Below are 23,889 nucleotides of genomic sequence, written 5' to 3' on the forward strand. Positions count from 1 at the left end.
ATTGTGGGCTCGCGACGGCCGTTCTCCGAGACCTCCCCGAGCGCATCGGGCCCGTCCGGGAACGCGGAGCCGGCCAACGCCCACGACCCCGCACCCCCATGGTGCCCCGCCGCTCCCGCCCGTACCTCACGCGGCACAGGTCCGGCCCCGCCCGAACCCCGCGCGGCACCGGTCCGCCCCCGGCCCGGCGCGCCTCAGCGGCCCCGGGCCGGGGTCAGCTCAACGAACGGCTCACATGCCGCTCTGGTAGGCCAGCACCCCCCGGTTCACGGCCGTGATCGCCTTACGCGCGGTCTCCTTCACGCCGGGCGACGCGCCGGACGCCTCGCGAATCTGGCTGAGCAGGTCGAGCACCTGCCGCGCCCACCGGACGAAGTCACCGGCCGGCATGTCCGCGTCGTAGTTGTGCCCGCTCGCCAGCACCTTGGCCAGCGGCTCCCCGCGCGCCCAGCGGTACATCGGCCAGACGAAGCCCGGGTCGGGCTCGCGGGTCAGCGACAGCCCGTGCTCGCTCTCCTCGGCGGCGATCTCGGTCCACAACTTGGCGCAGGCGTCGACCGCGCCGCTGATCGCGCCCTTCGGCACCGACGCCCGGTCCTCCCCCTCACGGCGGGACTCGTAGAGCACCATGGACACCGCGGCGGCCAGCTCCACCGGGTCGAGCCCGTCCCACACACCTTGCCGCACGCACTCGGCGACCAGCAGATCGGCCTCGGACCAGATCCGCCCCAGCATCCGGCCGGCCTCGGTGACCTCGCCGTCGCCCGACAGGTAGCCGCGCGCGGTGAGGACCGAGCAGACCTGATCGAAGGTACGGGCGAGCGAGCCGGTGCGGCCCGCCACCTTGTCGCGCAGCTGGTCGGTGTCGCGCAGCAGCCGGTGCCGGCGCTCGGCCCAGCGGGCGTGCTCCTCCCGGTCCGGGCAGGCGTGGCACGGGTGCTGCCGCAGCTGGACCTTGAGCAGGGCGATCTCGGCGTCCTCCCCCGGGTTCGCCTTGCTGCGGCCGCCACGGCGACGATCCGGGTGCCGGTCCAGCCCGGTGCCGCTGACCTGGGCGGCCAGGTCGCGCCGGGCGCCCGGGGAGCGGTGGTTGAAGTTCTTCGGGACGCGCAGGCGGCTCAGCACCTCGACCTCACCGCCGAAGTCGGCCGGGCTGACCCGGCCGGCCCAGCGGTCCTGCGTGAGGACCAGCGGGCGCGGCTCGCCGAACCCGCCGGCGGCCGGCTCGAGGACCACGGCCAGGCCGGAACGGCGGCCCTGCGGGACCCGGATCACGTCACCGACGCGGAGTTTCGCCAGGGAGTCGTTGGCGGCCGAGCGGCGCTGCGCGACCCCCTGCCGGGCCAGGGACTTCTCCCGGTCGGCGATCGCCACGCGAAGCCCGAAATACTCGTCGAAGTCGCCGTGGTGGCAGGCGGCGTCCTCGCCCCACGTCTGCATGGTCTCGACGTTGCGCTGCACCTGGCGCGCCAGGCCGACCACCGAGCGGTCGGCCTGGAACTGGGCGAAGGACGACTCGAGCAGCTCACGGGACTTCTCCGCCCCGACCGAGCCGACGAGGTTCACGGCCATGTTGTACGACGGACGGAACGACGACCGCAACGGATAGGTGCGCGTGGAGGCCAGACCGGCCACGTGCCGCGGGTCGACCTCCGGGCTCCAGAGGACGACGGCGTGGCCCTCGACGTCGATGCCCCGGCGCCCGGCACGACCGGTGAGCTGCGTGTACTCCCCCGGGGTGAGGTCGACGTGCGCCTCGCCGTTGAACTTGACCAGGCGCTCCAGGACGACACAGCGGGCCGGCATGTTGATGCCCAGCGCCAGCGTCTCGGTCGCGAAGACCGCCTTGACCAGGCCGTTGACGAAGCACTCCTCGACCGCCTCCTTGAAGGCGGGCAGCATGCCGGCGTGGTGCGCGGCGACGCCCCGCTCCAGCCCGTCGAGCCACTCCCAGTAACCCAGGACCGACAGGTCCTCGGCGGGGATGCCGGCGACCTTGGCCTGGGCGATCCGCCGGATCTCGGCGCGCTCCTCCGGGTCGGTCAGGCGCAGGCCGGCGCCGAGGATCTGCTGGACAGCGGCGTCACAGCCGGCGCGGCTGAAGATGAACAGGATCGCCGGCAGCAGCCCGGCCCGCTCCAGCCGGTCGACGACCTCGGCGCGCGGCGGCGGCTGCCAGCGCTTGCCGCGGCCACCGCGCCCGTTCCACCCGCCGGCGCTCGCGCCCATCTCCAGCCGGCGCTCCATCTCGCGGGCGTAGCGCAGCAGCTCGGGGTGCACGTCGTGTTTCTTGGCCGCGTCCGCGTCGTGGAACAGGTCGAACATCCGCCGCCCGACCAGCATGTGCTGCCAGAGCGGGACCGGCCGGTGCTCGCTGACCACCACCTCGGTCTCGCCGCGGACGGTGACCAGCCAGTCGGCGAACTCCTCGTAGTTGCTGACGGTCGCCGACAGCGACACCAGGGTCACCGAGGCCGGGAGGTGGATGATCACCTCTTCCCAGACCGCGCCGCGGAACCGGTCGGCCAGGTAGTGCACCTCGTCCATCACCACATACGCGAGGTTCTTCAGCTGGGTCGAGCCGGAGTAGAGCATGTTGCGCAGCACCTCGGTGGTCATCACGACCACCGGCGCGTCCGCGTTGATCACGTTGTCGCCGGTGAGCAGGCCGACCTTCTCCGGCCCGTACCGCTCGACGAGATCGTGGAACTTCTGGTTGGACAGCGCCTTGATCGGCGTCGTGTAGAAGCACTTGCGCTGCCCCGACCGTAGCGCCAGATGCACCGCGAACTCGCCGACCACGGTCTTGCCGGCACCGGTCGGCGCGCAGACCAGCACGCCGTTGCCCCGCTCCAGGACCTCGCACGCCTCGCGCTGGAAGTCGTCCAGATCGAAGCCCACGTCAAGCATGAAGTCGTCGAGCGCCGGGAACGAGGCGACCCGCGCCGCCCGCCGCTTGGATTCCGCATACTTCTCGGCGGGACTAGTCATGAACAGAAGCCTAGTTCGCGGGTGTGACAATTTGCGACACGGTAGTGGCCGTCAGGAGGCAAACCCGGCATCGGTAAGGTGCACGAGTGCCGCATGCCACCGAACCTCCCCAGTCCGCGCGGCTCGTGGAAGCCGTCCTGTTCGACTTCCACGGCACTCTGGCCCAGGTCGAGGACCCGGTGACCTGGGTCGTGGCAGCCGCCGCGGCCTGCGGCGCCGCACTCGACCGGGGCAGGGCCACGATTCTGGCGGACCGCCTGGTCACCGCCGGGCGCGCCGGTGGCCCGCTGCCGCATCGCGTGCCACCGCAGCTGGCCGAGCACTGGGCCGATCGTGATCTCTACGAGCACAGTCACCGCGCCGCCTTCACGGGCCTGGCCTCGACCGTGCACACCGACGTGGAGGGGCTTGCCGACGCGCTCTACGACCGGTTGCTGCGGCCCGACGGCTGGTTGCCGTACCCGGACACCGAGCCCACCCTGCGCAAACTCCACGACGCCGGGATCAAGATCGCGGTGGTCAGCAACATCGGATTCGACATCCGGCCGCATTTCGCCCACTGGGGGCTGGACGGGCTGGTCGACGCGTTCACGCTGAGCTACGAGGTGGGCCGGACGAAGCCCGACCCGGCGATCTTCCTGCGCGCCTGCGGCATGCTCGGCGCTGACCCGGAACGGACACTGATGGTCGGTGACACCCCGGCCGACGCCGGTGCGGTCAGGGCCGGGTGCGCCGCTCTCGTCCTGCCCGCCGCCGACGCGGGACACGCCAACGGCCTGGGCGCGACGCTCGCGCTCGCCGGCTGCATCTGACGCCCGCCACCGCCGGCCACCTCGCTTGCCGGGCTGGTCAGAGGTAGCGGTCGAGGACCGTGCCGCGGCGGACGCCCTTGCCGCCGGACGGCGGGTTGGTGGCGGCCTTGTCGGCGCCGGACTCGGGGTTGGCGGCCGCGTCCGCTATCGCCTTGAGCGCCTCACGGGCGTTGCCGAAGACCGAGCTGGCCAGGGAAGCAACCGAGGACGCGTTACCGGAGACCGTGTTCATCGCCATGCCCTCTGATTCGGGTCGTCCCCGGGGAAACTGACGGCCAAGTCAGCGGAGCAACCGGATCGCACCCGGGACAACCTTCACGTCGAGCGGCAGCGGGCCGAGCCGTTCCCCGTCCGCGTAGCCGACGATCCCCTCGGCGTGCACCCGCACGTGCCGGGCCCGCAGCACGGTGACGCGGGGATCGGTGACGTGCGTGCCACGCCGCAGCCGCGGCTTGAGCCGGGTCAGCCCGCCGCGCCCGAGCGGGCTGGCGTAGATCACGTCGAGCAGCCCGTCGGCCGGCTCCGCGTCGGGCAGGATCCGCATGCCGCCGCCGTAACTGGCCGCGTTCCCGACCGCGACGATCTCCGCCCGCACGGTCCGCGTCTCGCCGTCGATCTCCAGCGTGTAGGTGCGCGCCCGCAGCCGGGCCAGCTCCAGCATGATCGCCAGGTCGTAGCGGCGCGGGCCGCGCGGCCACGCCATCCGGTTGGCGCATTCGTTGACCAGGGCGTCGAACCCGGCGGCAAGCACGGCGCAGAACCAGCGTTCGCGCCCGGCGGCATCCGCCGCCAGGGCGGCGTCGATCCGGTGGTGCCGGTCCGCTTCGAGGGCCGCGGTGATCCCGGCTGCCGCCAGCAGAGGATCCGCCGGTACGGCCACGGCGGTCGCGAAGTCGTTCCCGGTGCCCGCCGCGATCACTCCGAACCCCACGGGCCGTCCCGCGACGGCCTGCAGCGCCCGGTGCACGGTGCCGTCCCCGCCCACCGCCACGAGCGCCACGGCCCCGTCGGCGACGGCCCGGTGACAGACCTGTTCAGCGGCGACGCCGGTCTCCGCCTCCAGCAGTCGCACGGGTCTGCCCGCCGCGCCGAGCGCGTGCAGGACCCCCGGAAGCAGACCGCGGTGCCGGCCGCGCCCCGCCCGGGGGTTGGCCAGCACCGCGATGAAGTCCGTCGTCACAGCCGCAGAGAGTACAGCGAGGTGACCGCCGGGTCGTCAGGTCATGTCGTCGAAGCGACGCTCGATCGGACGCGGGGACGCCACCGGCGCCGGAGCCTCGACCGGCGTGGGTGCGCCGATCGGGTCGGACGCGCCGACCGGGACCCGCTCCTCCTCGAGGGTGGAGACCTCGTCGTCGTTCAGCCCGGCGTAGATCTCCTTGCCGACACCCTTGCGCCTGTCGTTGAGGAAGGCGACGCCGATGGCCACGAAGTAGAGCAGCGCCATGCAGGAGGCCAGCAGGGCCATGCCGAACGGGCCCGGGTCCGGAGTCGCGACAGCGGCGAACGCGAAGCACAGGAAGACCACGACGCGCCACCAGCTGAGCAGGCGTTTCGCGGTGACCACGCCGGTGAAGTTCAGCATCAGCAGGATCAGCGGGAACTCGAACGCCACACCGAACAGCAGGATCATCGTGGTGACGAACCCGATGTACGCCGTGACCTCGAGCTGCTGGGAACCCTGCAGGACGCCGGCATCCATGATGAACTGCAGGCTGTGCTGGACCACGAAGTACGCCAGCACCGCGCCGCCGGCGAACAACGGCGCCGCGATCCCGACGAACACGTACGCCCACCGGCGCTCGTGGCGGTGCAGGCCGGGCGCGACGAAGGCCCAGAGCTGGTACAGCCAGACGGGCGCACCCAGGATCAGGCCGACCCAGAGAGCGATCTTGAGCTTGATGATCAGACCGTCGGTGGCCGCGAGCGTCAGATACTTGCATTCCGCGACGCCGTTGTTGTTCAGCACCCACGACGTGTCGAGATTGCAGTAAGGACCGCTGAGCAGGTCGAAGACCCAGTCGGAAACGATGAAGCCGACGATCAGGCCGAGCACGACACCGATCGACGCGATGAACAGCCGGTTCCGCAGCTCCCGGACGTGCTCGATGAGCGTCATCGAGCCGTCGGACGCCTGCTCGAACTTGCTCGGCCCCTTGTTACGGCGCAGGCTCAGGGAAGCCATCGTCCTGGGTCAGCGATCGTTGGTGCGCTGCACCGGGTCGACGTAGGGCTGCGCCGGCGGCTGCTGAGGCTGCTGGTAACCCGGCTGCGGCTGCGGCTGGTAGCCCTGGGCCGGCGGCGGCTGCTGCTGGTACCCGGGCTGCTGGTAGCCGGGCTGGTAGCCGGGCTGCTGGACGTCGCCCTGCAGGGGCTGCCGCGAATACTGCGCGTCGGCCTTCTCCGCCAGGTTGTCGTCCTTGTTGTCGTCGACGAGGCCCTTGGTCTCGGCCTTGATGATCCGCAGCGAGCGCCCGAGGGAACGCGCCGCGTCAGGCAGCCGCTTCGCGCCGAAGAGCAGCACGAGGACGACGACGAGCAAGATGATGTGCCATGGCTTGAGGGCGCCCATGGGGAGACTCCAGTCGGTCGGATCAGGTTGCGGGGTCCATCGTACGTGTCAATTCCGGCGATGTTGCACCCAGGAAGCTGCGAGATTCTGAGGGAAGCCGATGACATCCCGGACAACGCAGCCTGAACGGCTCAGTTCACCTGCCGAAGCCGGCCTTTATCTGTTCCACCTGCTCCTGGGCCTTCTCGGCACGTTGCTGCAGGCCGAACACGGTCTGCTCGAGCCGCGCCGCACCGGCCTGCAGGCGCATCGCCTCCTCCTGCCGGCGTTGCAGCTTCCCGGCCGCCCGGCGCAGCTCGGACAACCGCCCGAAGAGCCGCGCAGCGGCCGTCACGAGGATGATCAGCGCGATCGCGGCGACGGCGATCCAGACCCACATCAGCACCGCGTCACCCTATCGAAACGGCGGTCACGGCGCCGCGTACTGGTCCAGCGCGGCGTGGGCGGCGGCCCGGATCTGCTCGACCAGCTCGGGCGGGCCGACCACGGTGACGTCCGGCCGGCCGGCCAGGAAGCGGCGCGCCCAGACCAGGTCGGTCACGCGCATGGTGACCAGCCATTCCCCCGAGTCCTTGACGACCTGCTCGACCGGGTAGTACTCGGTGATCCAGCGGCCGCCGCGGCCGACTCGCAGGGTGACCAGCGGCAGTTCCGGGCCGGGGCGGAAGACGCCGCCACTGACGTCGTGCGGGACCGCCTCGACCGGCGGCCGGGACGGCTCGTCGAGCTGGGTGAACGCGTCGATCCGGTCGATCCGGAACAGCCGGGTGCCCTCGGAGCGGCGGCACCACGCCTCGAGGTAGGCGAACGTGCCGACGGTCAGCATCCGCATCGGGTCGACGACCCGCTCGGTGATCTCGTCGCGCGCAGGCGTGTAGTACGTCAGGTGCAGCGCCTTCCCGGAGTCGACAGCGGCCCGGACCCGGTTCAGCTTCTCCTGGTTGGCCGGGAGCTTCACGGCGACCGGGGCGTCCGCCAGGTCACCGGCCGCGCTCTCGATCTTGGCGAGGGCCCGCTCGATCGAGTCCCGCGCGCCGATGCCGGGTGTCTCGGCGAGCATCCGCAACGCCACCACCAGGGCGAGCGCCTCGTCCGGGTTGAGCCGCAGCGGCTTGTCGATGCCGGCGTCGTGGCTGATCGTCACCCGGTCGCCGTCGAACGCCATGTCGATCAGGTCGCCCGGGCCGTAACCGGGCAGGCCGCACACCCAGAGCAGCTCCAGGTCCTCGCGCAGCTGCTTCTCGGTGACGCCCAGGTCGGCGGCGGCCTCGGCGACCGGGATCCCGGGGCGGGCCAGCAGGTACGGCACCAGGTTCAGCAGCCGGCCGAGACGGTCGGCGGAGGTCCGGGGCGTGGTCACGACGCCACCGCCGGGGTGACCGGCTCGTGCCGCGCGACGAGCTCCTTGAGCTGCTGGATGACCGCGTCCCGCAGCTCCGGGGGACCCTCCACGCGGGCGTCCGGGCCGTAGCCGGCGATCCGCGACGCGAGCCACTCCGGATCGCCGTACGAGATGAGCAGTTTGTCGGTTTCCTCGCCTGGGATCACCTCGCGGGCCAGGCGACGCAGACCGGCGGCACGACCATGACGGACAGTGACGGTCGCGCGGCCGTTCCGGGCGATCGGGCCGGAGCTGCGGGCGACGTGACTGATCAGGTCGGCACCCTCGGGCGGGGTGAACGCGCCGGGGCGGCCGGTCGTGCGGACGTCCCCGACGATCCGGGACAGGCGGAAGCATCGGGTGGCGTCGCGGTCCTTGTCGTGCCCCACCACATACCACCGGCCGCGCCAGCAGACCACGCCCCACGGCTCCAGCCGGCGGGCGCTGGGCTCGTCGACCTCGGGCACCCGGTACTTGAAGCCGACCGCACGGCGCTCCCGGGCGGCCGAGGTGAGCGGCCCGAACGCCGGGTCGACAGTGACCACCGGCTCGACCCCGAGGGTGGCCTGCGGGTCCACCTCGACACCGGCGGCACGCAGCTTGGCCAGCCCGGACGACGCGGCGGCGGCGAGACCGGCGTGCTGCCAGAGCCGGGCGGCGATGCCGACAGCGGCCGCCTCGTCCGGCTCGAGCAGGATGTCGGGCAGCGCGTACTCCCGCTGGGCGATGCGGTAGCCCGGCTCCTGGTCGAAGATGCTGGCGGTCCCGATCTCCAGCGGGACGCCCAGCTCACGGAGCTCGGCCTTGTCCCGCTCGAACTTGCGCTGGAAGGCTTCGTGGTCCCGGGGATCCTCGGGGTCGTGCTCGTAACCGGGCACGGTCAGGGCGATCTGCGCGGCGGTCAGGAACCGTCGCGTGGACAGCAGGCAGATCACCAGGTTCACCAGGCGCTCGGTACGAGTGCGCGACACGACAGGAAACCTAGCAGCTCACACTCCCCGACCGTTATTCGTGACCGCCGCGGGGAACGTTGCGGGGCGTGACAATCGCACCTGAGCCCGACCTCGCTCCCACCGGGCTGCCCGACACCGAGCCGCGCGGCGAGAGCGAGAGCGTCGGCACGGTCGTCCTCGCCGGTCTGGCGAACCTGGTCATCGCGGTCGCGAAGCTGGTCGCCGGTCTCTTCTCCGGCTCGGCGGCGATGCTCTCCGAGGCCGCCCACTCGTTCGCCGACACGGTCACCGAGGTCTTCCTGTACGTGGCTCTGCGCCGAGGGGGAAAACCGGCGGACGAGGAACACCCGTTCGGGTACGGCAAGGAGAGTTACGTCTGGGCTTTCATCGCGGCCCTGTTCACCTTCGTCGGCGGGGCCGGGTTCTCTATCTACCACGGCGTGATCACGATCGTCGAGGGCGAGTCGGGGGGTGCCTACCTCGCGTCGTACCTCGTGCTGGCGGTCTCCTTCGTGGCCGAGGGCTCCTCGTTCCTCAAGGCCCGCCGTCAGGTCCGTGACGAGTCGCGCCGATGGCGCACGACACCGACCCGGTTCCTGCGGCTCACCGCCGACACCACGGTGAAGGCGGTCTACTTCGAGGACTCGGCGGCGCTGATCGGGCTGCTGGTCGCGGCCGCCGGCCTGGGGCTGACGCAGCTCACCGGCTCCGGCGTGTGGGACGGCCTGGCCTCGGTGGTGATCGGCCTGCTCCTGCTGGTGGTCGCGTTCGTGCTGGCCAGCAGCAACGTGTCGCTGCTGGTGGGGCGGGCGGTGCCGCGCCGGATCCACAACCAGATCGCCGCCGACCTGCGCGCCCTCCCGGTCGTCACCGGCATCCCGACGCTGCTGACCATGCAGATCGGGCCGGGCGACATCCTGGTCGCGGCCAAGGTCGACTTCGACGACGAGGCGCTCGGCAAGGACATCGAGGCGGCCTCCGACGAGGCGGAACGGCGGCTGCGGGAGCGGTTCCCCGAGATCAGGTACGTGTTCCTCGACCCGACCCGGGGGAAGCCGGGACGCGACCATCTCGACGGTGGCCTCGACCTATAGGGTCCACTCCCATGGTGCGGTGGCGGTCCGGGACGGTCCTTTCGGTGCGACGTGGCTGGCGCGGGGCCGTCGAGCTGGACGTCGAGACCGGTGACGGCCTGACCCGTGCGCTGGCCTACCCCGAGCTGGTCGGTTACCCCGAGCCGGGCGACCGGGTGCTGCTCAACGTCGGTGCGCTCGTGATGGGCCTGGGCACCGGGGGGTACGCACTGGTCGTGGCCCTGCCCGACCGGCTGCCCGCCGACCCGGCCGACGACGGGACCACGCGCGACTCCGGTCACCTGGTCAAGGCGCGGTACACGCCGCTGCAGCCGATCCTGCTCGGCGTGGACGAGGAGGCCTCCCCGCACCGGGCGGTCATGGCGGCGGCCGAGTCGCTCGACGACATGCCCGTGGTCACGGCCGACCTGCACTCGGCGCTGCCGGCGATCCTGGCCGGGGTGCACGCCGACCGGCCCGGCGCGCGGGTGGTGTATGTGATGACCGACGGCGGGGCGCTGCCGGCCTGGTTCTCCCGCACGCTGGACGGGCTGGCCGGGCACCTGGCCGGGACGGTCACGACCGGGCAGGCGTTCGGCGGCGACCTGGAGGCGAGCACCGTGCACACCGGGCTGCTCGCGGCCCGCCACGTGCTGCACGCCGACGTCACGATCGTCGCGCAGGGGCCGGGCAACCTCGGGACCGGCACCACCTGGGGGTTCTCCGGGGTGGCGGTGGGCGAGGCGGTCAACGCGATCGGGGTGCTCGGCGGGCGGCCGGTCGGGTCGCTGCGGATCTCCGGGGCGGACGGGCGGGCACGGCATCGCGGGGTGTCGCACCACAGCCTCACGGCGTACGGGAAAGTCGCCTTGACCAGGGCGGACCTGCCCGTGCCGGCGGGTCTCGAGGCCGAGCTGGCCGCCGATCTGGACTTCCTGAGCGATCGCCACCGCGTGATCAGCGTCCCGGTCGACGGGCTGGACGCGGCGCTGCGGGCGTCGCCGGTGCCGCTGTCGACGATGGGCCGCAAGCTGGACCAGGACCACCAGTACTTCCTGGCCGCGGCCGCCGCCGGCCGGCACGCCGCGTCGCTGCTCTAGCCCGCGGCATCGGTCAGGCGGCGGCGGGCATCTCGATCCGGTTGCGGCCGTGCTCCTTCGCGGCGTAAAGCGCCCGGTCGGCCCGTTGCAGCAGCTCATCCGAGGTCTCCTCGCCGTCCCAGACGGCCAGCCCGGCCGAGAACGTCTGCCCCTGCGGGGTCGCCCCGAGCATCCGGGTCAGCGCCTCGTGCCCGTGCGCGGCGTCCGCCCCGGGCAGCAGCACCACGAACTCCTCGCCGCCGTACCGGGCGATCAGGTCCACCTTGCGCAGCGTGCCGTGCCACGCCGCGCTCGCCGCCTTGAGCAGGCGGTCCCCGGCCGGGTGCCCGTACGCGTCGTTGAACCGCTTGAAGTGGTCCAGGTCGACGATCGCCACTGCCACCGGCTCGTGGTCGCGACGGGCCCGTTCCAGGGCGCGCGGCAGCTCGTCGTTCCAGGCGCGGCGGTTCGGCAGCCCGGTCAGCTCGTCGGAGCGGGCCAGCTCACGGACCTGCCGGGCCTGCCGCTCCACCTCCCGGATCAGACCTGCCATCCGGGCCACCACCAGCAGGAACAGCGCCGTGCTGCCGATCACGATGCTCCAGCCGTTGTCGACGCTACCGCGGTGCAGCTGCACCGCGAGCAAGCCCGGCGCGATCAGTGAGGCGCCGGTGAGCAGCGCCAGCAGGCCGGGGCCGAGCCGGGCGCTCCGCTCGGCGGCCGGCTGCGCCAGACGCGCGGCGGACGGGTCCAGCGCCGCCACCGCGACACAGCAGAACGCCGTCAGGAACACCGACTCCACGAGGCGGCCTACCCACGGCGAGTCCTCCAGCATCAGGCCGGTCGTGCCCATGTTGTCCATCACGACCCAGGCGCTGTCGCCGATGAGCAGCGCCACCAGCGCGCCGGACGTCCACCACAGCGACGGCCCGCGGTTGCCGCCACCGCGCAGCAGCCGGGTCATCATCGCGATCAGCAGCAGGTCGCCGATCGGGTAGGCGACCTGCGTGGCGTGCGCCAGCCGGCTCATCTGGGCGGCCACGTTGACCGGGTCGATCACGTACACCCAGGCGAGCAGGCCGAACCCGGTGGTGATGGTGGTCGCGTCGACCAGCGCGGTCCAGTTGCGCCACTCGTCGCGGCGCCGGATCAGCAGCGCCAGCCCGATCGCGAACGCCGGATACAGCATCAGGAAGAACGGATCGGCCGGGGTGGGCAGGTCGACCAGGCCCCACCAGGCCTCGCTGACATGCGCGACCGCGATGCCGGCGACGTTGCTGAAGATGCCGGCGGCGAAGAACCACCAGGGGGTACGGTCGCCGCGCGCTTGACGCCGGGCGCCGAGCACCACGGCGCCGGCCGCGGCCCACCCGAGCGTCACCTGCCAGATCGTCGTCCACCACCCGGCGTCCGGCAGGAACTGGTACGCCACAATCGCGATGGCCGCCATCACGGCGAAGCGTCCCCTGGTCACCGATCCAGGAGACGACAGTTCAGTTGCTAATCGGGTTCAATCCCGCTTGCGGACGAGAGTGACTCCGTCGCGCACCGGCAACATCACCGACTCGACCCGGGCATCGCGGACGATCCGGTCGTTGAGCCCGGCGATCGCCCGGTCGGCCGGCTCGGCGGGCGCGAGCACCCGGCCACCGCGCAGCACGTTGTCCAGCGCGAGCAGCCCACCCGGGCGCAACCGGGTGACCAGCTCCTCGTAGTACTGCGGGTAACCGATCTTGTCGGCGTCGACGAACGCGAAGTCGATCACCGGCTCGGGCGACAGCGCGCGCAGCGTCTCGACCGCCGGGGCCAGCCGCAGCTCGATCCGGTCGTCCAGGCCCGCCCTCACCCAGTACTCCCGGGCGACCTTGGTCCACTCCGGAGACACGTCGCAGGCCAGCAGGCGACCGCCGGGCTGCAGGCCACGGGCGATGCAGATCGACGAGTAGCCGGTGAAGACCCCGACCTCGACCGCATACCGTACCCCGGTCAGCTTCACCAGCAACGTGAGCAGGGCACCCTCGTCCGCACCGATCTGCATCCCGGCGAACTCCGCCGGCAGCGAGGCGCGGGTCTCGGCAGCCAGCTCCCGCAGCAGGTCGTCCGCGGGCTCGCTGTGCGCCAGCAAGTACTCCCCGATGCCGGGCCCAAGAATCTGCGTCATACCACGCAGCCTGCCCCAAACCCGTCAGGACCGCCAGGATTACGCTGCGCCTCATGCTGCGCAGCCGCCTCGACCGCATCCGCGCGCTGCGGGCCACGATCGCCGCCGACCCGCGGGACCTGGACGCGCGCCGCCGCCTCGTCGAGCAGTATCTGGACAATCAACACGGCGATCCCGACGTACGGCGATGGACCGCGCTGGCCCTGGCCGAGCTGCACCGGATCCTGGCCCTCCAGCGGTCCACGCCCGGCACCGGCGAACTGGACCTGCTCCGGACCCGCTCGGCGATCCTCGCGGTGCGTGACGACGTCACGCCGGCGGAGTGGGTGGCCGATGCCGAGGAGACCCTGGCGACACGGGAGCGGGTCCTCGGCCCGCTCCACCGGGACACCCTGGACGCCGTCTCCCGGCTGTCCGCGCTCACGCCCGAGCCGGGCCGATCGGAGCTGCGCGATCGCTGCGTCAGCGGCCTGGAAGCGCTGCTCGCCGCCGAGCCCGACGCCCTGTGGGTCCGGCTCCGGCTGGGCCACATGTACGAGAAGGATCATCCGGCGCGGGCCCGGGAGCATCGTCGCCTGGCGATCGCCGGCTGGGAGCGGATCGCGGCCGAGCGCGACAGCCGGCTCGGGCCGGTGGATCCCTCGACCGTCGACGCGCGCCAGTTCCGCGCCGACCTCGCCGAGGCCTTCGGCGGGCAGGAGGGCGAACGGGTGCGGGAGGCCGAGCGGATCCTGGCCGACCATGTACGGCTCCTGGGCACCGATCACCCGGCGACCACCCGGGCCCGGGTCGAGGTGGTCCGCGCCCGCGGTCACGGGGATCCGGCCGGGGTCGCGCTCGCCGAGGAGTGGATCGGGCCGGCGTTCGCCGCGCCGTCGCCGGACTTCGAGGCGGTCAGGTGGCTACGGCACACGATCCTGGTGCACTACTCGCTGACCGGTCGCGGGGACGAGATCGGCGCGATCGCCGCGCGGTATCCGCTGCCGGCCGAGGACGATCTTCAGCCGGGTGATCCGGGCTATCCGGAGACCGACGACGACATCTGATCCGGCTGGTCATCAGGGGTCCCTCAACCCCGTGACACACCCCGGAAAGCCAACCCCACCAACCCGGCTGGCCGTGAGAGGCCCTTCACGCCCGTGACACACCCCGGAAAGCCAGCCGCGCCGGCCCGGCTGGTCGTGACGGGTGTTTCGGGATAGCGGGCACGCTACTGGAGTTGACTGCCACGGCCACCGACGGAATCGGTGCCGGCCGTCGGCGGGTCTGCTGCTCTGACCGTGCCCACCCGCGGAGATCGCCCTTGCGGGCTGAGCGTTCTGGGCGCGCCAGCGCCCTGCTCGGCCCGGAAGGGTCCCCGCGGGAGCGACGATCCGGACCACAGCGGACGCAGGACAGGAAGATCTTGAAGTTGATCTTCTTGGTGCGCTACTTGGTGATGATCAAGTACAGCCAGCCGGCCAGGATCAGGCCGAGGATCGCCGCCATCAGCCAGGTCGGGACGATCTGGCGGCCGTGGCGCGCCTGGTGGACCTGGCGGCGGATCCGCTCGCGGCGGCGGTCGGGGCGTCTGAGCTGCCGGATCTGTTCGGGATCGGGCTGGCCGGGATGGGTCGTCATAGCCCGGCCAGCCTACTCCCGGCGGCGTCACATGCTCGCGATGAGCCTCTCCACGCGCTCGTCGTAGGCGCGGAACGGGTCCTTGCAGAGGACCGTGCGCTGCGCCTGGTCGTTGAGCTTGAGGTGCACCCAGTCGACGGTGAAGTCGCGGCGCTTCTCCTGGGCGTGCTTGATGAACTCGCCGCGCAGGCGGGCCCGCGTGGTCTGCGGCGGGGTCTCCTTGGCCTCGTAGATCTGCAGGTCGTTGGCGATCCGGTCGACCTGCTTGCGCTTCTCCATCAGTGCGTAGAGGCCACGGCCGCGACGCACGTCGTGGTACGCCAGGTCGAGCTGCGCGATCCGCGGGTGCGACATCGGGATCTCGTGTTTCGCCTGGTAGCGCTCGATCAGCTTGTACTTCGAGACCCAGTCGATCTCGCGCGAGACCGGGTCGAGGTTCTCGCTCTCGATCGCGTTGAGGACGCGGCCCCACAGCTCGACGACGCGCTTGGCGACCGGGTCGCCGCCGCGGCGCTCGACGAACTCCGTCGCCTTCGCCAGGTACTCCTGCTGGATTTCCAGCGCGGAGACCTCCTTGTTGTTCGCCAGGCGGATCTTGCGGCGGCCGGTGATGTCGTGGCTGACCTCACGGATGGCGCGGATCGGGTTCTCCAGCGAGAGGTCGCGCATCACGACGCCGGCCTCGATCATGCGCAGCACGATGTCCGCGCTGCCGACCTTCAGCAGCGTGGTGACCTCGTTCATGTTCGAGTCGCCGACGATGACGTGCAGCCGCCGGTACCGCTCGGCGTCGGCGTGCGGCTCGTCGCGGGTGTTGATGATCGGGCGGCTGCGCGTGGTGGCGCTGGAGACGCCCTCCCAGATGTGCTCGGCGCGCTGCGAGAGGCAGAAGACGGCGCCGCGCGGGGTCTGCAGCACCTTGCCGGCGCCGCAGATCAGTTGCCGGGTGACCAGGAACGGAATGAGCACGTCGGCCAGGCGGCCGAACTCACCGTGGCGGCTGACCAGATAGTTCTCGTGGCAGCCGTAGGAGTTGCCGGCGGAGTCGGTGTTGTTCTTGAACAGGTAGATCTCGCCCGCGATGCCCTCGTCGTGCAGACGCTTCTCCGCGTCGACGAGCAGGCCTTCGAGAATCCGCTCGCCGGCCCGGTCGTGGGCGACCAGATCCGTGACGGAGTCGCACTCGGGCGTCGCATACTCAGGGTGGGAACCGACATCGAGGTAAAGACGGGCGCCGTTGCGGAGGAAGACGTTGCTGCTGCGACCCCACGACACCACTCGGCGGAACAGGTAGCGGGCCACCTCGTCCGGCGACAGCCGCCGCTGTCCCCGATAGGTGCACGTGACTCCGTACTCGGTCTCGAGGCCGAAAATTCGCCGTTCCATGACGAAACACTAGCCGCATCCGGGGCGCATTGGCAGCTACCACGGGGCTCTAAGAATCAGGCTCGTCATCGCTTGTGGTGCTTACCCGGCCACGAGCTGCGACGAGATCGACCGCGCTTCGGGTCGTGCGGCGCGCCACCGGCCGGGTCTTCAGCCCCGCTCACGGTCCCCAGCCGACCCGCACGATCCCCGGCCGACCCGCACGATCGACGGCCGACCCGCACGATCGACGGCTGGCCCGCACGGTCGACGGCTGGCTGCACGGTCGCCGGCTGGCACGCACGGTTCGCGGGCTGACACTCGCGGTCGCTGGCCCGCGCTCACGGTCGGCGGCCCGCGCTCACGGTCCTCAGACCCGCCGTGAACAACCCTCACCACCAGCCGGCCGCCACACGCCACACCAGCAGCCGGCTGCGGCCCCGGCTGGCCCTCACGGTCGCACAACGCGCCGGAAACAACCGTCAGCGCCAGCCGGGCCACCCCGCGCCGCACCACCAACCCGACCACCAACACAGCTCGCGGCCCCGGCTGGCACTCACGGGTCACACAAGACGCCGGAAACAACCCTCAGCGCCAGCCGGACGCGCGCGGCGCGGCAGCGGCCCGAACCACGGCGGAGAGCGCGGGTCAGCCCGGGCCACGGCAGAGAGAGCGCGGCTCGGCCGGGCCTCGGCAGAGTATGCGCGGGTGGGCCGGGGCCACGGCAGAGCGCGCGGGCCGGCCGGGGCCACCGCGGGCGAACGCGCGGGCCGGCCGGGGCTACCGCAGGCGAACGCGCGGGCCGGCCGGGGCCACCGCGGGCGAGCGCGCGGGTCGGCCCGCACGCGCCGAGGAAACGCGAACGGGCACGGCTCCGACAGCCGTGCCCGTCTCAGCGTCGAACGAGCGCCCCTACTCGGTGTCCTGCGAGGCGGCCGACTCGGTGGGCTTGCTGTCGGCCGGCGCCGGCGGGGCGGCGTCGGTCTCACCGAGATCCGCGTCCGCCACCTCCTCGTGACCGAGCAGCGTCGTCAGCGTCGCGTCGGCGAGCCGGCGGAACGTGCGGCCGGTGCGACGACGGTCCAGCACCGCGACCTCGAGCTGCTTGGCGCCGAGGGTGCGGGTCTGCCCGTTCTCCCCGCCGACGCTGCCCAGCGCCTCGGCGGCCAGGCCGAGGGCGGTGTTCAGGTCGGCGTTGACGTCATGCCGCTCGCGCAGCACGGTGGCGATCGCCTCGGCCTGGCCGCCCATGGCCATGAAGCCGGGCTCGTCCAGGGCCGAGCCGTCGTACATGATGCGGTAGAGCTCGTCCTGCTCCGGGGTGGCACCGACCTGCGCGATGCAGATCTCCACCTCGTACGGCTTCTGCGTCTCCGAGAAGATCGCACCGAGCGTCTGCGTGTACGCGTTGGCCAGCGCCCGCCCGGTCACGTCGCGCCGGTCGTAGGTCAGGCCGATGGTGTCCGCCATCCGGACACCGGCCCGGCGCAGGCTCTCGAACTCGTTGTACCGCCCGACGGCGGCGAACGCGATCCGGTCGTAGATCTCGCTGATCTTGCGCAGGGTGGTGATGTTCTCGGCGACGAGCAGGATGCCGCCCTCGTACGACAGGACCACGGCCGACCGGCCGCGGGCGATGCCCTTGCGGGCGTACTCCGAGCGGTCGCGCTGGACCTGCTCGGGCGATGCGTAGAACTGCATGGCCACGGGTGGCTACTTCCTCTCTCGCGTGTAGCGGATCAACCGCCCGGGTTCTCCATGCGTCCGGTGACGACCTGCTCGGCCACCGCGGTGATGTCCTCGTCGCTGAGCCGGTGGGTGCCGTTCGCCGTCGCGGTCATCACCACCGGGAAGATCTTGCGGGTGAGGTCGGGACCACCGGTCGCGGTGTCGTCGTCGGCGGCGTCGTAGAGCGCCTCGACGGCGAGCCTGATCGCGTCCTCGGTGCTCACGCCCGCACGGTACTTCTTCTTCAGCGCCGACTTGGCGAACAGCGAGCCGGAGCCGATCGCCTCGTAGCCGGTCTCCTCGTAGAGGCCGCCCGCCACGTCGAAGCTGAAGATGCGCCCGGCGTGCACGCCCGCGGCCGGCGCCAGGTCGAAGCCGGCGAAGAGCGGGACCACGGCCAGGCCCTGCATCGCCGCGCCGAGGTTGCCGCGAACCATGGCGGCCAGCCGGTTCGCCTTGCCGTCGAGCGAGAGCATGGCGCCCTCGGTCTTCTCGTAGTGCTCCAGCTCCACCTGGAACAGCCGGATCAGCTCGATGCCGATGCCGGCGGTCCCGGCGATGCCGATCAGGGAGTAGGCATCCGCGGGGTGGACCTTCTTGATATCCCGGCTGGCGATCAGGTTGCCCATGGTCGCCCGGCGGTCACCGGCCATCACGACACCGTCGGCCGTCGCGATCGCCACGATCGTGGTGCCGTGCGGCGCGACGTCGCCCGCGTTGAGGCCGGGAGGCAGCGGCCGCCGGCCCGGGAGGAGTTCGGGGTGCGCCGCGCTCAGGAACTGCGTGAAGGAGGACGTCCCCGTGTTGAGAAAGAAATCCGGAAGTCGCCCGGATGGATCAAAGCCCGTCGCCACGTGGTTCCTTTCAGATACGTGATCGCAACGGCGCGGAAGGGCCGCCGCTGCGGTTGAAGCACCATATCCCGCACACCCATCCAGTGCGATGATCTCTCATTTTCGTGTCGCGCCGCGCAGGCCGCGTTTGTAGTGCGGCCGGGGCCCGGAGCGCGCCTGACATCGGGCGCGCTACGAAACACCGCCTACGACAGCCGGGCGCCCATTACGGACGCCCGGCGAATCGGACAATTCAGGGCTATTGGCCGCCCTTTTGCACGTAACCGCGGACGAATTCCTCCGCGTTCTCCTCCAGGACGGAGTCGATCTCGTCCAGCAGGTCGTCGACGTCCTCGGTGATCTCCGCGTGCCGCTCGGCTACCTCAGGGTTGGCCTCGACGGTGACGTCCTCGATCTCCTGATCGCTGGAGCTCTTGCCGCTCTGCGACTGACCACCTGTGTCTCGGGTTGCCATGGATGTCCCCCTTCTCAGCCACCCGAAGTCTCAACCAACATCGGGTACGGAAAACCTACCTCGCGCCCATGACAAAACACATCACCGGCTGGTGATCACCTCGAGCAGATCCTTCGCACTCTCGCAGGTGTCGAAGAGCGCCCCGACGTGCTTCTTCGTGCCACGCTCCGGTTCCATCATCGGCACCCGGACGAGAGACTCCCGCCCGACATCGAAGATCACCGAGTCCCAGCTGGCGGCGACCACTTCGGAGGCGTACTGCGCGAGGCAGCGGCCGCGGAAGTAGGCCCGCGTGTCGTCCGGCGGCTCGTACATCGCGCGGCGGGTCTCCTCCGGGTCCAGCAGGGTCTTCATCGACCCGCGCGCGACCAGGCGGTGGTAGAGCCCCTTCTCCGGGCGGACATCGGCATACTGCAGGTCGACGAGCTGGAGCTTGGGCGAGGACCAGTTCAGGTTCTCCCGCTCGCGGTAACCCTCCAGCAGCCGCAGCTTGGCCACCCAGTCCAGCGTGTCGGAGCAGAGCATCGGGTCACGCCCGAGCTTGTCGAGCACGTCCTCCCAGCGGGCGAGCACGTCGGCGGTCTGCTCGTCGACGTCGGCGCCGTAACGCTCGTCGACGAACGCCTTGGCCCGCTCGAAGTACGCCCACTGCAGATCGAGCGCGGTGAGCCGGCGCCCGTCGCGCAGCCGCATCAGGTGCTTGAGGGAGGGGTCGTGGCTGACCGACTTGAGCTCGCTCACCGGGTCGGCGATGCCGAGCTCGCCGGTGAACACCTTCTCCTCGATCATGTTGAGCACCAGGGCCGTGGTGCCCATCTTCAGGTACGACGCGATCTCGGACAGGTTCGCGTCACCGATGATCACGTGCAGGCGGCGGTACTTGTCGGCGTCGGAGTGCGGCTCGTCGCGGGTGTTGATGATCGGCCGCTTGAGGGTGGTCTCCAGGCCGACCTCGACCTCGAAGAAGTCCGCCCGCGAGGAGATCTGGAACCCGGAGCCCGAACCGTCCTGCCCCAGGCCGACGCGGCCGACCCCGGTGAAGATCTGCCGGGTGACGAAGAACGGGGTCAGGTGCGCCACGATGTCGGCGAAGGGGGTCTGCCGGCGCATCAGGTAGTTCTCGTGCGACCCGTACGACGCGCCCTTGTTGTCGGTGTTGTTCTTGTAGAGCTGGATGCGGTGCGTGCCGGGGATCGACGCGGCCCGCCGCGACGCCTCCGCCATCACGCGCTCGCCGGCCTTGTCCCACTTGACCACGTCGAGCGGGTTGGTGCACTCGGGCGTGCTGTACTCCGGGTGGGCGTGGTCGACGTAGAGGCGGGCGCCGTTGGTCAGTATCACGTTGGCCAGGCCCAGGTCCTCGTCGGCCAGGGCCTCGGCGGGGTCGTAGGCGGCGCCGGAGTAGGTGAACCCGCGCGCGTCGCGCAGCGGGGACTCCTCCTCGTAGTCCCAGCGGGCACGGCCGTTGCGGTTGAGCTCGGGGCGGGCGCCGTAGGCGTTGACCACCTGGGAGGACGTGACCATCGGATTGGCGCCGGGCTGGCCGGGGACCGAAATACCGTACTCCACCTCGGTGCCCATAATCCGTCGAACGCTCATGCGACCACCCTGTCCGCCACGAAGCCAAGCGTGCTCATGGCATCGAGCCTAGACGCTCTCACGGCGCTTTCCGAAGCTGCCCGTGCTCGGCGTGCCACCTTCCGTGGTGGGGATGATCACCGGGGAGTCCGTGCCGAGCCGGGCGTCGAGGTACCCCGTCACCCGGCGGCCGAGCCTCTGCCCGGGCCGTTCCACCAGGTGAAAGCTGATCCAGGCGACCGCAAGGGTGCCCGCGACGAAGGTCGCGCCGATCGCCGCGGGATGCCCGCGCAGCAGGTGCACGGCCACCACCAACACCGGAATGTGCAAGAGGTACACCGAGAAGCTGATCGTGCCGAGCCAGGTCAGGAAGCCCGGGACGGCCCGCTGTCGCATCAGGAACGCCACCGCGAAGGTGCCGGCGACCGCCACGGCCACACTGAGGTCGCGCACCAGCCGGGTGCCGTCGAGCAGCCACTGGTTCATCCCGGTGGCGACCAGGACCAGGATCAGCACGCCGATTGCGACGCCGCGACGGAGCCGGCCGTGCTGCGCGCGGTGCACGACAGTGCCGGCGAACATCACGGCGAGCAGGAGCACCGCGCAGCTCGAGCTGCCCGGCATCGCGTACCGCCCGGCCTGGCCGTTGAGCATCGGCAGCAGCACCGTGCCGATCCCGGCCAGCGCGGAACCGACGATCAAGATCCGATTGCCGATGAGGTACGCCGTGAGCCCGCACCCCACCAGCCCGGTCAGCGCCAGCGCGACGATCCGGGAACCGCCGAGCAGCGCGTCCGGCAGGTGACGGCCGGCCAGCAGCGCCACGAGCGCCAGACCGCCCGCCCACCACGCGCTGTCCCGGTGCCGCCGCAGCGCGAACAGTCCCGCGACGATCAGGTAGAAGATCATCTCGTAGGTGAGCGTCCAGAACGGACGGACCACGCCGCTGAGCCCGAGCAGGTCCTGCAGCATCGTGACGTGGCCCAGCGCCACCGCGACCGGGTCGCCGTTCTGCCGCCGCTGCCACCCGGCCGTGATCAGCAGCAGCCCGGCGGCGGTCGCGAGCAGGTATGCCGGGTAGATCCGGAAGATCCGGCCCACCCAGAAGCGGCGCAGCGAACCGTGCCGTTCCAGCGACATCGGGATGACGTAACCGCTGACCAGGAAGAAGAGCAGGACGCCGTACCGGCCGAAGTCGAAGTGCCGGTAGATCGCCAGGTGCCGCTCCGTGCCGAGCACGGTCGGGCCGAGGTGGAAGAGGGCGACCACCGCGGCGGCGAACCCGCGGAGCGCGTCGAGCCAGGCCAGGCGGGATCGGGTCACACAGGGCGCAACGAGCGCGAGGGCGACGGGGAAACCCCGCCACCCTCGCCCCTACATCGCGTTACAGGTACTGACCGGTGTTCGACGCGGTCTCGATGGACCGGCCGGCCTCGGCGCCCTTGCCGCCGGAGACGAGCGTGCGGATGTAGACGATCCGCTCGCCCTTCTTGCCGGAGATGCGGGCCCAGTCGTCCGGGTTGGTGGTGTTCGGGAGGTCCTCGTTCTCCCGGAACTCGTCGACGCAGCTGTCCAGCAGATGCTGGAGTCGCAGGCCCTTGGTCCCGGAGGTGAGGAACTCCTTGATCGCCATCTTCTTGCCGCGGTCGACGATGTTCTGGATCATCGCGCCGGAGTTGAAGTCCTTGAAGTACAGGACCTCCTTGTCACCGTTGGCGTAGGTGACCTCGAGGAAGCGGTTCTCCTCGGACTCCGTGTACATCCGCAGGACGACCGCCTCGATCATCGCGGCGACCGTCGCGTCCCGGTTGCCGCCGTGCTCGCCGAGGTCGTCCTCGGAGAGCGGCAGGTCGGAAAGGATGTACTTGGCGAAGATGTCCTTCGCCGCCTCGGCGTCCGGACGCTCGATCTTGATCTTCACGTCGAGACGGCCGGGGCGCAGGATCGCCGGGTCGATCATGTCTTCCCGGTTCGACGCGCCGATGACGATCACGTTCTCCAGGCCCTCGACGCCGTCGATCTCGCTGAGGAGCTGGGGAACGATCGTGTTCTCCACGTCGGAGGAGACACCCGAGCCACGGGTCCGGAAGATCGAGTCCATCTCGTCGAAGAACACGATCACCGGGGTGCCCTCGCCGGCCTTCTCCCGAGCCCGCTGGAAGACCAGGCGGATGTGCCGCTCGGTCTCACCCACATACTTGTTCAGCAGCTCCGGGCCCTTGATGTTGAGGAAGTAGCTGGTGTGCTTCTCCTCACCCCGGCGCTCGGCGATCTTCTTGGCCAGCGAGTTGGCCACCGCCTTGGCGATCAGGGTCTTGCCGCAGCCGGGCGGGCCGTAGAGCAGGATGCCCTTCGGCGGGCGCAGCTGGTGCTCCCGGAACAGGTCGGCGTGCAGGAACGGCAGCTCCACCGCATCGCGGATCTGCTCGATCTGCGAGTGCAGGCCGCCGATGTCGGTGTAGTCGACGTCGGGGACCTCCTCGAGGACGAGCTCCTCGACCTCGCTCTTCGGGATCCGCTCATACGCGTACGCAGAGCGGGGCTCGATCATGAGCGAGTCGCCGGCGCGCAACTTCGTGATCTCCAGCGAGTCGGCGAGGAACACGATGCGCTCCTCGTCGGCGTGGGAGACCACCAGGGCCCGGTCGCGGGGGCCGCCGGACGGGTTGTCCAGGACCTCCTTGAGCAGGACCACCTCGCCGGTGCGCTCGAACCCGAACGCGTCGACGACGTTGAGCGCGTCGTTCAGCAGGACCTCCTGGCCCCGCTGGAGCTCGTCCGCCGCGAGCGACGGCGAGACCGCCACCCGCAGCTTGCGGCCACCGGTGAACACGTCCACCGTGCCGTCCTCGTGGGCTGCCAGGAAAACGCCGTAGCCGCTGGGCGGCTGGGCGAGCCGGTCAATCTCTTCCTTGAGAGTGACGATCTGGGCGCGGGCTTCCTTCAGGGTCGCCACGAGCCGCTCGTTGTTCTCGGTCACTCGGGAGAGCTGCGCCTGCGTCGCCGCAAGCCGTTCCTCGAGCTGCCGGACGTGTCGGGGGCTCTCGGTCAACTTCCGCCGAACCAGCGCGAGTTCCTCTTGCAGGAACGCGACCTGGCTGGAGAGATCGTTGGCCTCTTTCTCCCATCGTGCGGCGCGGGAGTCCGCTTCGTCGCTACGTGCCACGTCCCACCTCCCCGGGGGGCTTGAACGTCCTGGCTCAACATTAGCCGCTGCGGGCCGGATTTCATCCCATGCAACACCCTCGTCACCGACTCTTGATCGATT

The 23,889-nt window shown here is 70.9% G+C and carries 22 protein-coding genes; 4 read left to right on the forward strand and 18 right to left on the reverse strand.

Going from position 1 to position 23,889, the window contains the following annotated elements; genetic code table 11:
* Positions 1–231 precede the first annotated feature (231 nt).
* The gene (locus Acy02nite_RS02865; RefSeq protein ID WP_203738187.1) at positions 232–2,991 is read right to left on the reverse strand and encodes a DEAD/DEAH box helicase; all 2,760 of its coding nucleotides are present in this window, start codon (positions 2,989–2,991) and stop codon (positions 232–234) included.
* An 86-nt stretch (positions 2,992–3,077) separates the two neighbouring features.
* Between Acy02nite_RS02865 and Acy02nite_RS02870 the strand changes: the two genes are divergently transcribed.
* On the forward strand, positions 3,078–3,803 hold the full coding sequence (locus Acy02nite_RS02870) for an HAD family hydrolase (RefSeq protein ID WP_239174131.1): 726 nt from the start codon (positions 3,078–3,080) through the stop codon (positions 3,801–3,803).
* A 37-nt stretch (positions 3,804–3,840) separates the two neighbouring features.
* On the opposite strand, the gene Acy02nite_RS02875 is transcribed toward Acy02nite_RS02870, so the two are convergent.
* The 7 genes from Acy02nite_RS02875 to Acy02nite_RS02905 form a co-directional block, all read right to left on the reverse strand.
* Entirely contained in the window at positions 3,841–4,041 is a 201-nt protein-coding gene (locus tag Acy02nite_RS02875; RefSeq protein WP_203738188.1) for a hypothetical protein, read from the reverse strand.
* Between the two features lie 42 nt (positions 4,042–4,083).
* Complete coding sequence (locus tag Acy02nite_RS02880) at positions 4,084–4,983, reverse strand: diacylglycerol/lipid kinase family protein (protein ID WP_203738189.1); 900 nt, start codon at positions 4,981–4,983, stop codon at positions 4,084–4,086.
* 36 nt (positions 4,984–5,019) lie between these two features.
* Complete coding sequence (gene tatC / locus Acy02nite_RS02885; RefSeq protein WP_239174133.1) at positions 5,020–5,988, reverse strand: twin-arginine translocase subunit TatC; 969 nt, start codon at positions 5,986–5,988, stop codon at positions 5,020–5,022.
* Between the two features lie 9 nt (positions 5,989–5,997).
* A complete protein-coding gene (tatA, locus tag Acy02nite_RS02890; RefSeq protein ID WP_203738190.1) occupies positions 5,998–6,375 on the reverse strand; it encodes a Sec-independent protein translocase subunit TatA in 378 nt (125 codons plus the stop codon).
* 136 nt (positions 6,376–6,511) lie between these two features.
* Positions 6,512–6,754 carry a hypothetical protein gene (locus Acy02nite_RS02895; protein ID WP_203738333.1) on the reverse strand — a complete coding sequence of 81 codons (243 nt, stop codon included), beginning with the start codon at positions 6,752–6,754 and terminating at the stop codon, positions 6,512–6,514.
* 30 nt (positions 6,755–6,784) lie between these two features.
* Positions 6,785–7,735: a helix-turn-helix transcriptional regulator gene (locus Acy02nite_RS02900; RefSeq protein ID WP_203738191.1), complete on the reverse strand. Its 951-nt coding sequence runs from the start codon at positions 7,733–7,735 to the stop codon at positions 6,785–6,787.
* Positions 7,732–8,727, reverse strand: coding sequence for a helix-turn-helix transcriptional regulator (locus Acy02nite_RS02905; RefSeq protein ID WP_203738192.1), 996 nt, complete (start codon positions 8,725–8,727; stop codon positions 7,732–7,734). Before Acy02nite_RS02905 ends, Acy02nite_RS02900 begins: the two co-directional genes overlap by 4 nt.
* A 68-nt stretch (positions 8,728–8,795) precedes the next feature.
* Here Acy02nite_RS02905 and Acy02nite_RS02910 point away from each other — a divergent pair, with 68 nt between their 5' ends.
* Together Acy02nite_RS02910 and Acy02nite_RS02915 are read left to right on the forward strand one after the other, a co-directional pair.
* Positions 8,796–9,803 carry a cation diffusion facilitator family transporter gene (locus Acy02nite_RS02910; RefSeq protein ID WP_203738193.1) on the forward strand — a complete coding sequence of 336 codons (1,008 nt, stop codon included), beginning with the start codon at positions 8,796–8,798 and terminating at the stop codon, positions 9,801–9,803.
* An 11-nt stretch (positions 9,804–9,814) separates the two neighbouring features.
* Positions 9,815–10,882, forward strand: coding sequence for a DUF3866 family protein (locus Acy02nite_RS02915; RefSeq protein ID WP_203738194.1), 1,068 nt, complete (start codon positions 9,815–9,817; stop codon positions 10,880–10,882).
* Positions 10,883–10,895: 13 nt separating this feature from the next.
* On the opposite strand, the gene Acy02nite_RS02920 is transcribed toward Acy02nite_RS02915, so the two are convergent.
* Together Acy02nite_RS02920 and Acy02nite_RS02925 are read right to left on the reverse strand one after the other, a co-directional pair.
* Complete coding sequence (locus Acy02nite_RS02920; RefSeq protein WP_239174135.1) at positions 10,896–12,335, reverse strand: GGDEF domain-containing protein; 1,440 nt, start codon at positions 12,333–12,335, stop codon at positions 10,896–10,898.
* A gap of 36 nt (positions 12,336–12,371) precedes the next feature.
* The gene (locus tag Acy02nite_RS02925; RefSeq protein ID WP_203738195.1) at positions 12,372–13,022 is read right to left on the reverse strand and encodes an O-methyltransferase; all 651 of its coding nucleotides are present in this window, start codon (positions 13,020–13,022) and stop codon (positions 12,372–12,374) included.
* A 53-nt stretch (positions 13,023–13,075) separates the two neighbouring features.
* On the opposite strand from Acy02nite_RS02925, the gene Acy02nite_RS02930 reads away from it, so the two are divergent.
* Complete coding sequence (locus Acy02nite_RS02930; RefSeq protein ID WP_203738196.1) at positions 13,076–14,068, forward strand: hypothetical protein; 993 nt, start codon at positions 13,076–13,078, stop codon at positions 14,066–14,068.
* A 382-nt stretch (positions 14,069–14,450) separates the two neighbouring features.
* Here the strand turns inward: Acy02nite_RS02930 and Acy02nite_RS02935 are convergent, their stop codons facing one another.
* The 8 genes from Acy02nite_RS02935 to arc all read right to left on the reverse strand — a co-directional run bounded on the left by Acy02nite_RS02935 (position 14,451) and on the right by arc (position 23,787).
* Positions 14,451–14,642 (reverse strand): hypothetical protein, encoded by a 192-nt coding sequence (locus Acy02nite_RS02935; protein WP_203738197.1) that lies wholly within the window; start codon positions 14,640–14,642, stop codon positions 14,451–14,453.
* A 27-nt stretch (positions 14,643–14,669) separates the two neighbouring features.
* Positions 14,670–16,028: a Pup--protein ligase gene (gene pafA, locus Acy02nite_RS02940; protein WP_203738198.1), complete on the reverse strand. Its 1,359-nt coding sequence runs from the start codon at positions 16,026–16,028 to the stop codon at positions 14,670–14,672.
* 891 nt (positions 16,029–16,919) lie between these two features.
* Entirely contained in the window at positions 16,920–17,714 is a 795-nt protein-coding gene (prcA, locus tag Acy02nite_RS02945; RefSeq protein WP_203738199.1) for a proteasome subunit alpha, read from the reverse strand.
* Positions 17,715–17,746: 32 nt separating this feature from the next.
* Positions 17,747–18,589 carry a proteasome subunit beta gene (gene prcB / locus Acy02nite_RS02950; protein WP_203738200.1) on the reverse strand — a complete coding sequence of 281 codons (843 nt, stop codon included), beginning with the start codon at positions 18,587–18,589 and terminating at the stop codon, positions 17,747–17,749.
* A gap of 238 nt (positions 18,590–18,827) precedes the next feature.
* A complete protein-coding gene (locus Acy02nite_RS02955; protein WP_203738201.1) occupies positions 18,828–19,043 on the reverse strand; it encodes a ubiquitin-like protein Pup in 216 nt (71 codons plus the stop codon).
* 81 nt (positions 19,044–19,124) lie between these two features.
* Positions 19,125–20,642, reverse strand: a complete 1,518-nt coding sequence (gene dop, locus Acy02nite_RS02960) for a depupylase/deamidase Dop (protein WP_344819621.1) — start codon at positions 20,640–20,642, stop codon at positions 19,125–19,127.
* A 48-nt stretch (positions 20,643–20,690) separates the two neighbouring features.
* Positions 20,691–21,944: an acyltransferase family protein gene (locus Acy02nite_RS02965; RefSeq protein WP_203738202.1), complete on the reverse strand. Its 1,254-nt coding sequence runs from the start codon at positions 21,942–21,944 to the stop codon at positions 20,691–20,693.
* A 61-nt stretch (positions 21,945–22,005) separates the two neighbouring features.
* Positions 22,006–23,787 carry a proteasome ATPase gene (arc, locus tag Acy02nite_RS02970; RefSeq protein WP_203738203.1) on the reverse strand — a complete coding sequence of 594 codons (1,782 nt, stop codon included), beginning with the start codon at positions 23,785–23,787 and terminating at the stop codon, positions 22,006–22,008.
* Between the last annotated feature and the right edge of the window lie 102 nt (positions 23,788–23,889).

The organism is Actinoplanes cyaneus, assembly GCF_016862095.1.
Taxonomy (GTDB): domain Bacteria; phylum Actinomycetota; class Actinomycetes; order Mycobacteriales; family Micromonosporaceae; genus Actinoplanes; species Actinoplanes cyaneus.

Bases quoted from the DNA above. Each gene is read 5' to 3' on its own strand.
- dop (WP_344819621.1), bottom strand. From the start codon at position 20,642: ATGAGCGTTCGACGGATTATGGGCACCGAGGTGGAGTACGGTATTTCG.
- tatA (WP_203738190.1), bottom strand. From the start codon at position 6,375: ATGGGCGCCCTCAAGCCATGGCACATCATCTTGCTCGTCGTCGTCCTC.
- Acy02nite_RS02955 (WP_203738201.1), bottom strand. From the start codon at position 19,043: ATGGCAACCCGAGACACAGGTGGTCAGTCGCAGAGCGGCAAGAGCTCC.
- pafA (WP_203738198.1), bottom strand. From the start codon at position 16,028: ATGGAACGGCGAATTTTCGGCCTCGAGACCGAGTACGGAGTCACGTGC.
- Acy02nite_RS02865 (WP_203738187.1), bottom strand. From the start codon at position 2,991: ATGACTAGTCCCGCCGAGAAGTATGCGGAATCCAAGCGGCGGGCGGCG.
- Acy02nite_RS02925 (WP_203738195.1), bottom strand. From the start codon at position 13,022: ATGACGCAGATTCTTGGGCCCGGCATCGGGGAGTACTTGCTGGCGCAC.
- Acy02nite_RS02875 (WP_203738188.1), bottom strand. From the start codon at position 4,041: ATGGCGATGAACACGGTCTCCGGTAACGCGTCCTCGGTTGCTTCCCTG.
- Acy02nite_RS02935 (WP_203738197.1), bottom strand. From the start codon at position 14,642: ATGACGACCCATCCCGGCCAGCCCGATCCCGAACAGATCCGGCAGCTC.
- Acy02nite_RS02895 (WP_203738333.1), bottom strand. From the start codon at position 6,754: ATGTGGGTCTGGATCGCCGTCGCCGCGATCGCGCTGATCATCCTCGTG.
- tatC (WP_239174133.1), bottom strand. From the start codon at position 5,988: ATGGCTTCCCTGAGCCTGCGCCGTAACAAGGGGCCGAGCAAGTTCGAG.
- Acy02nite_RS02930 (WP_203738196.1), top strand. From the start codon at position 13,076: ATGCTGCGCAGCCGCCTCGACCGCATCCGCGCGCTGCGGGCCACGATC.
- Acy02nite_RS02915 (WP_203738194.1), top strand. From the start codon at position 9,815: ATGGTGCGGTGGCGGTCCGGGACGGTCCTTTCGGTGCGACGTGGCTGG.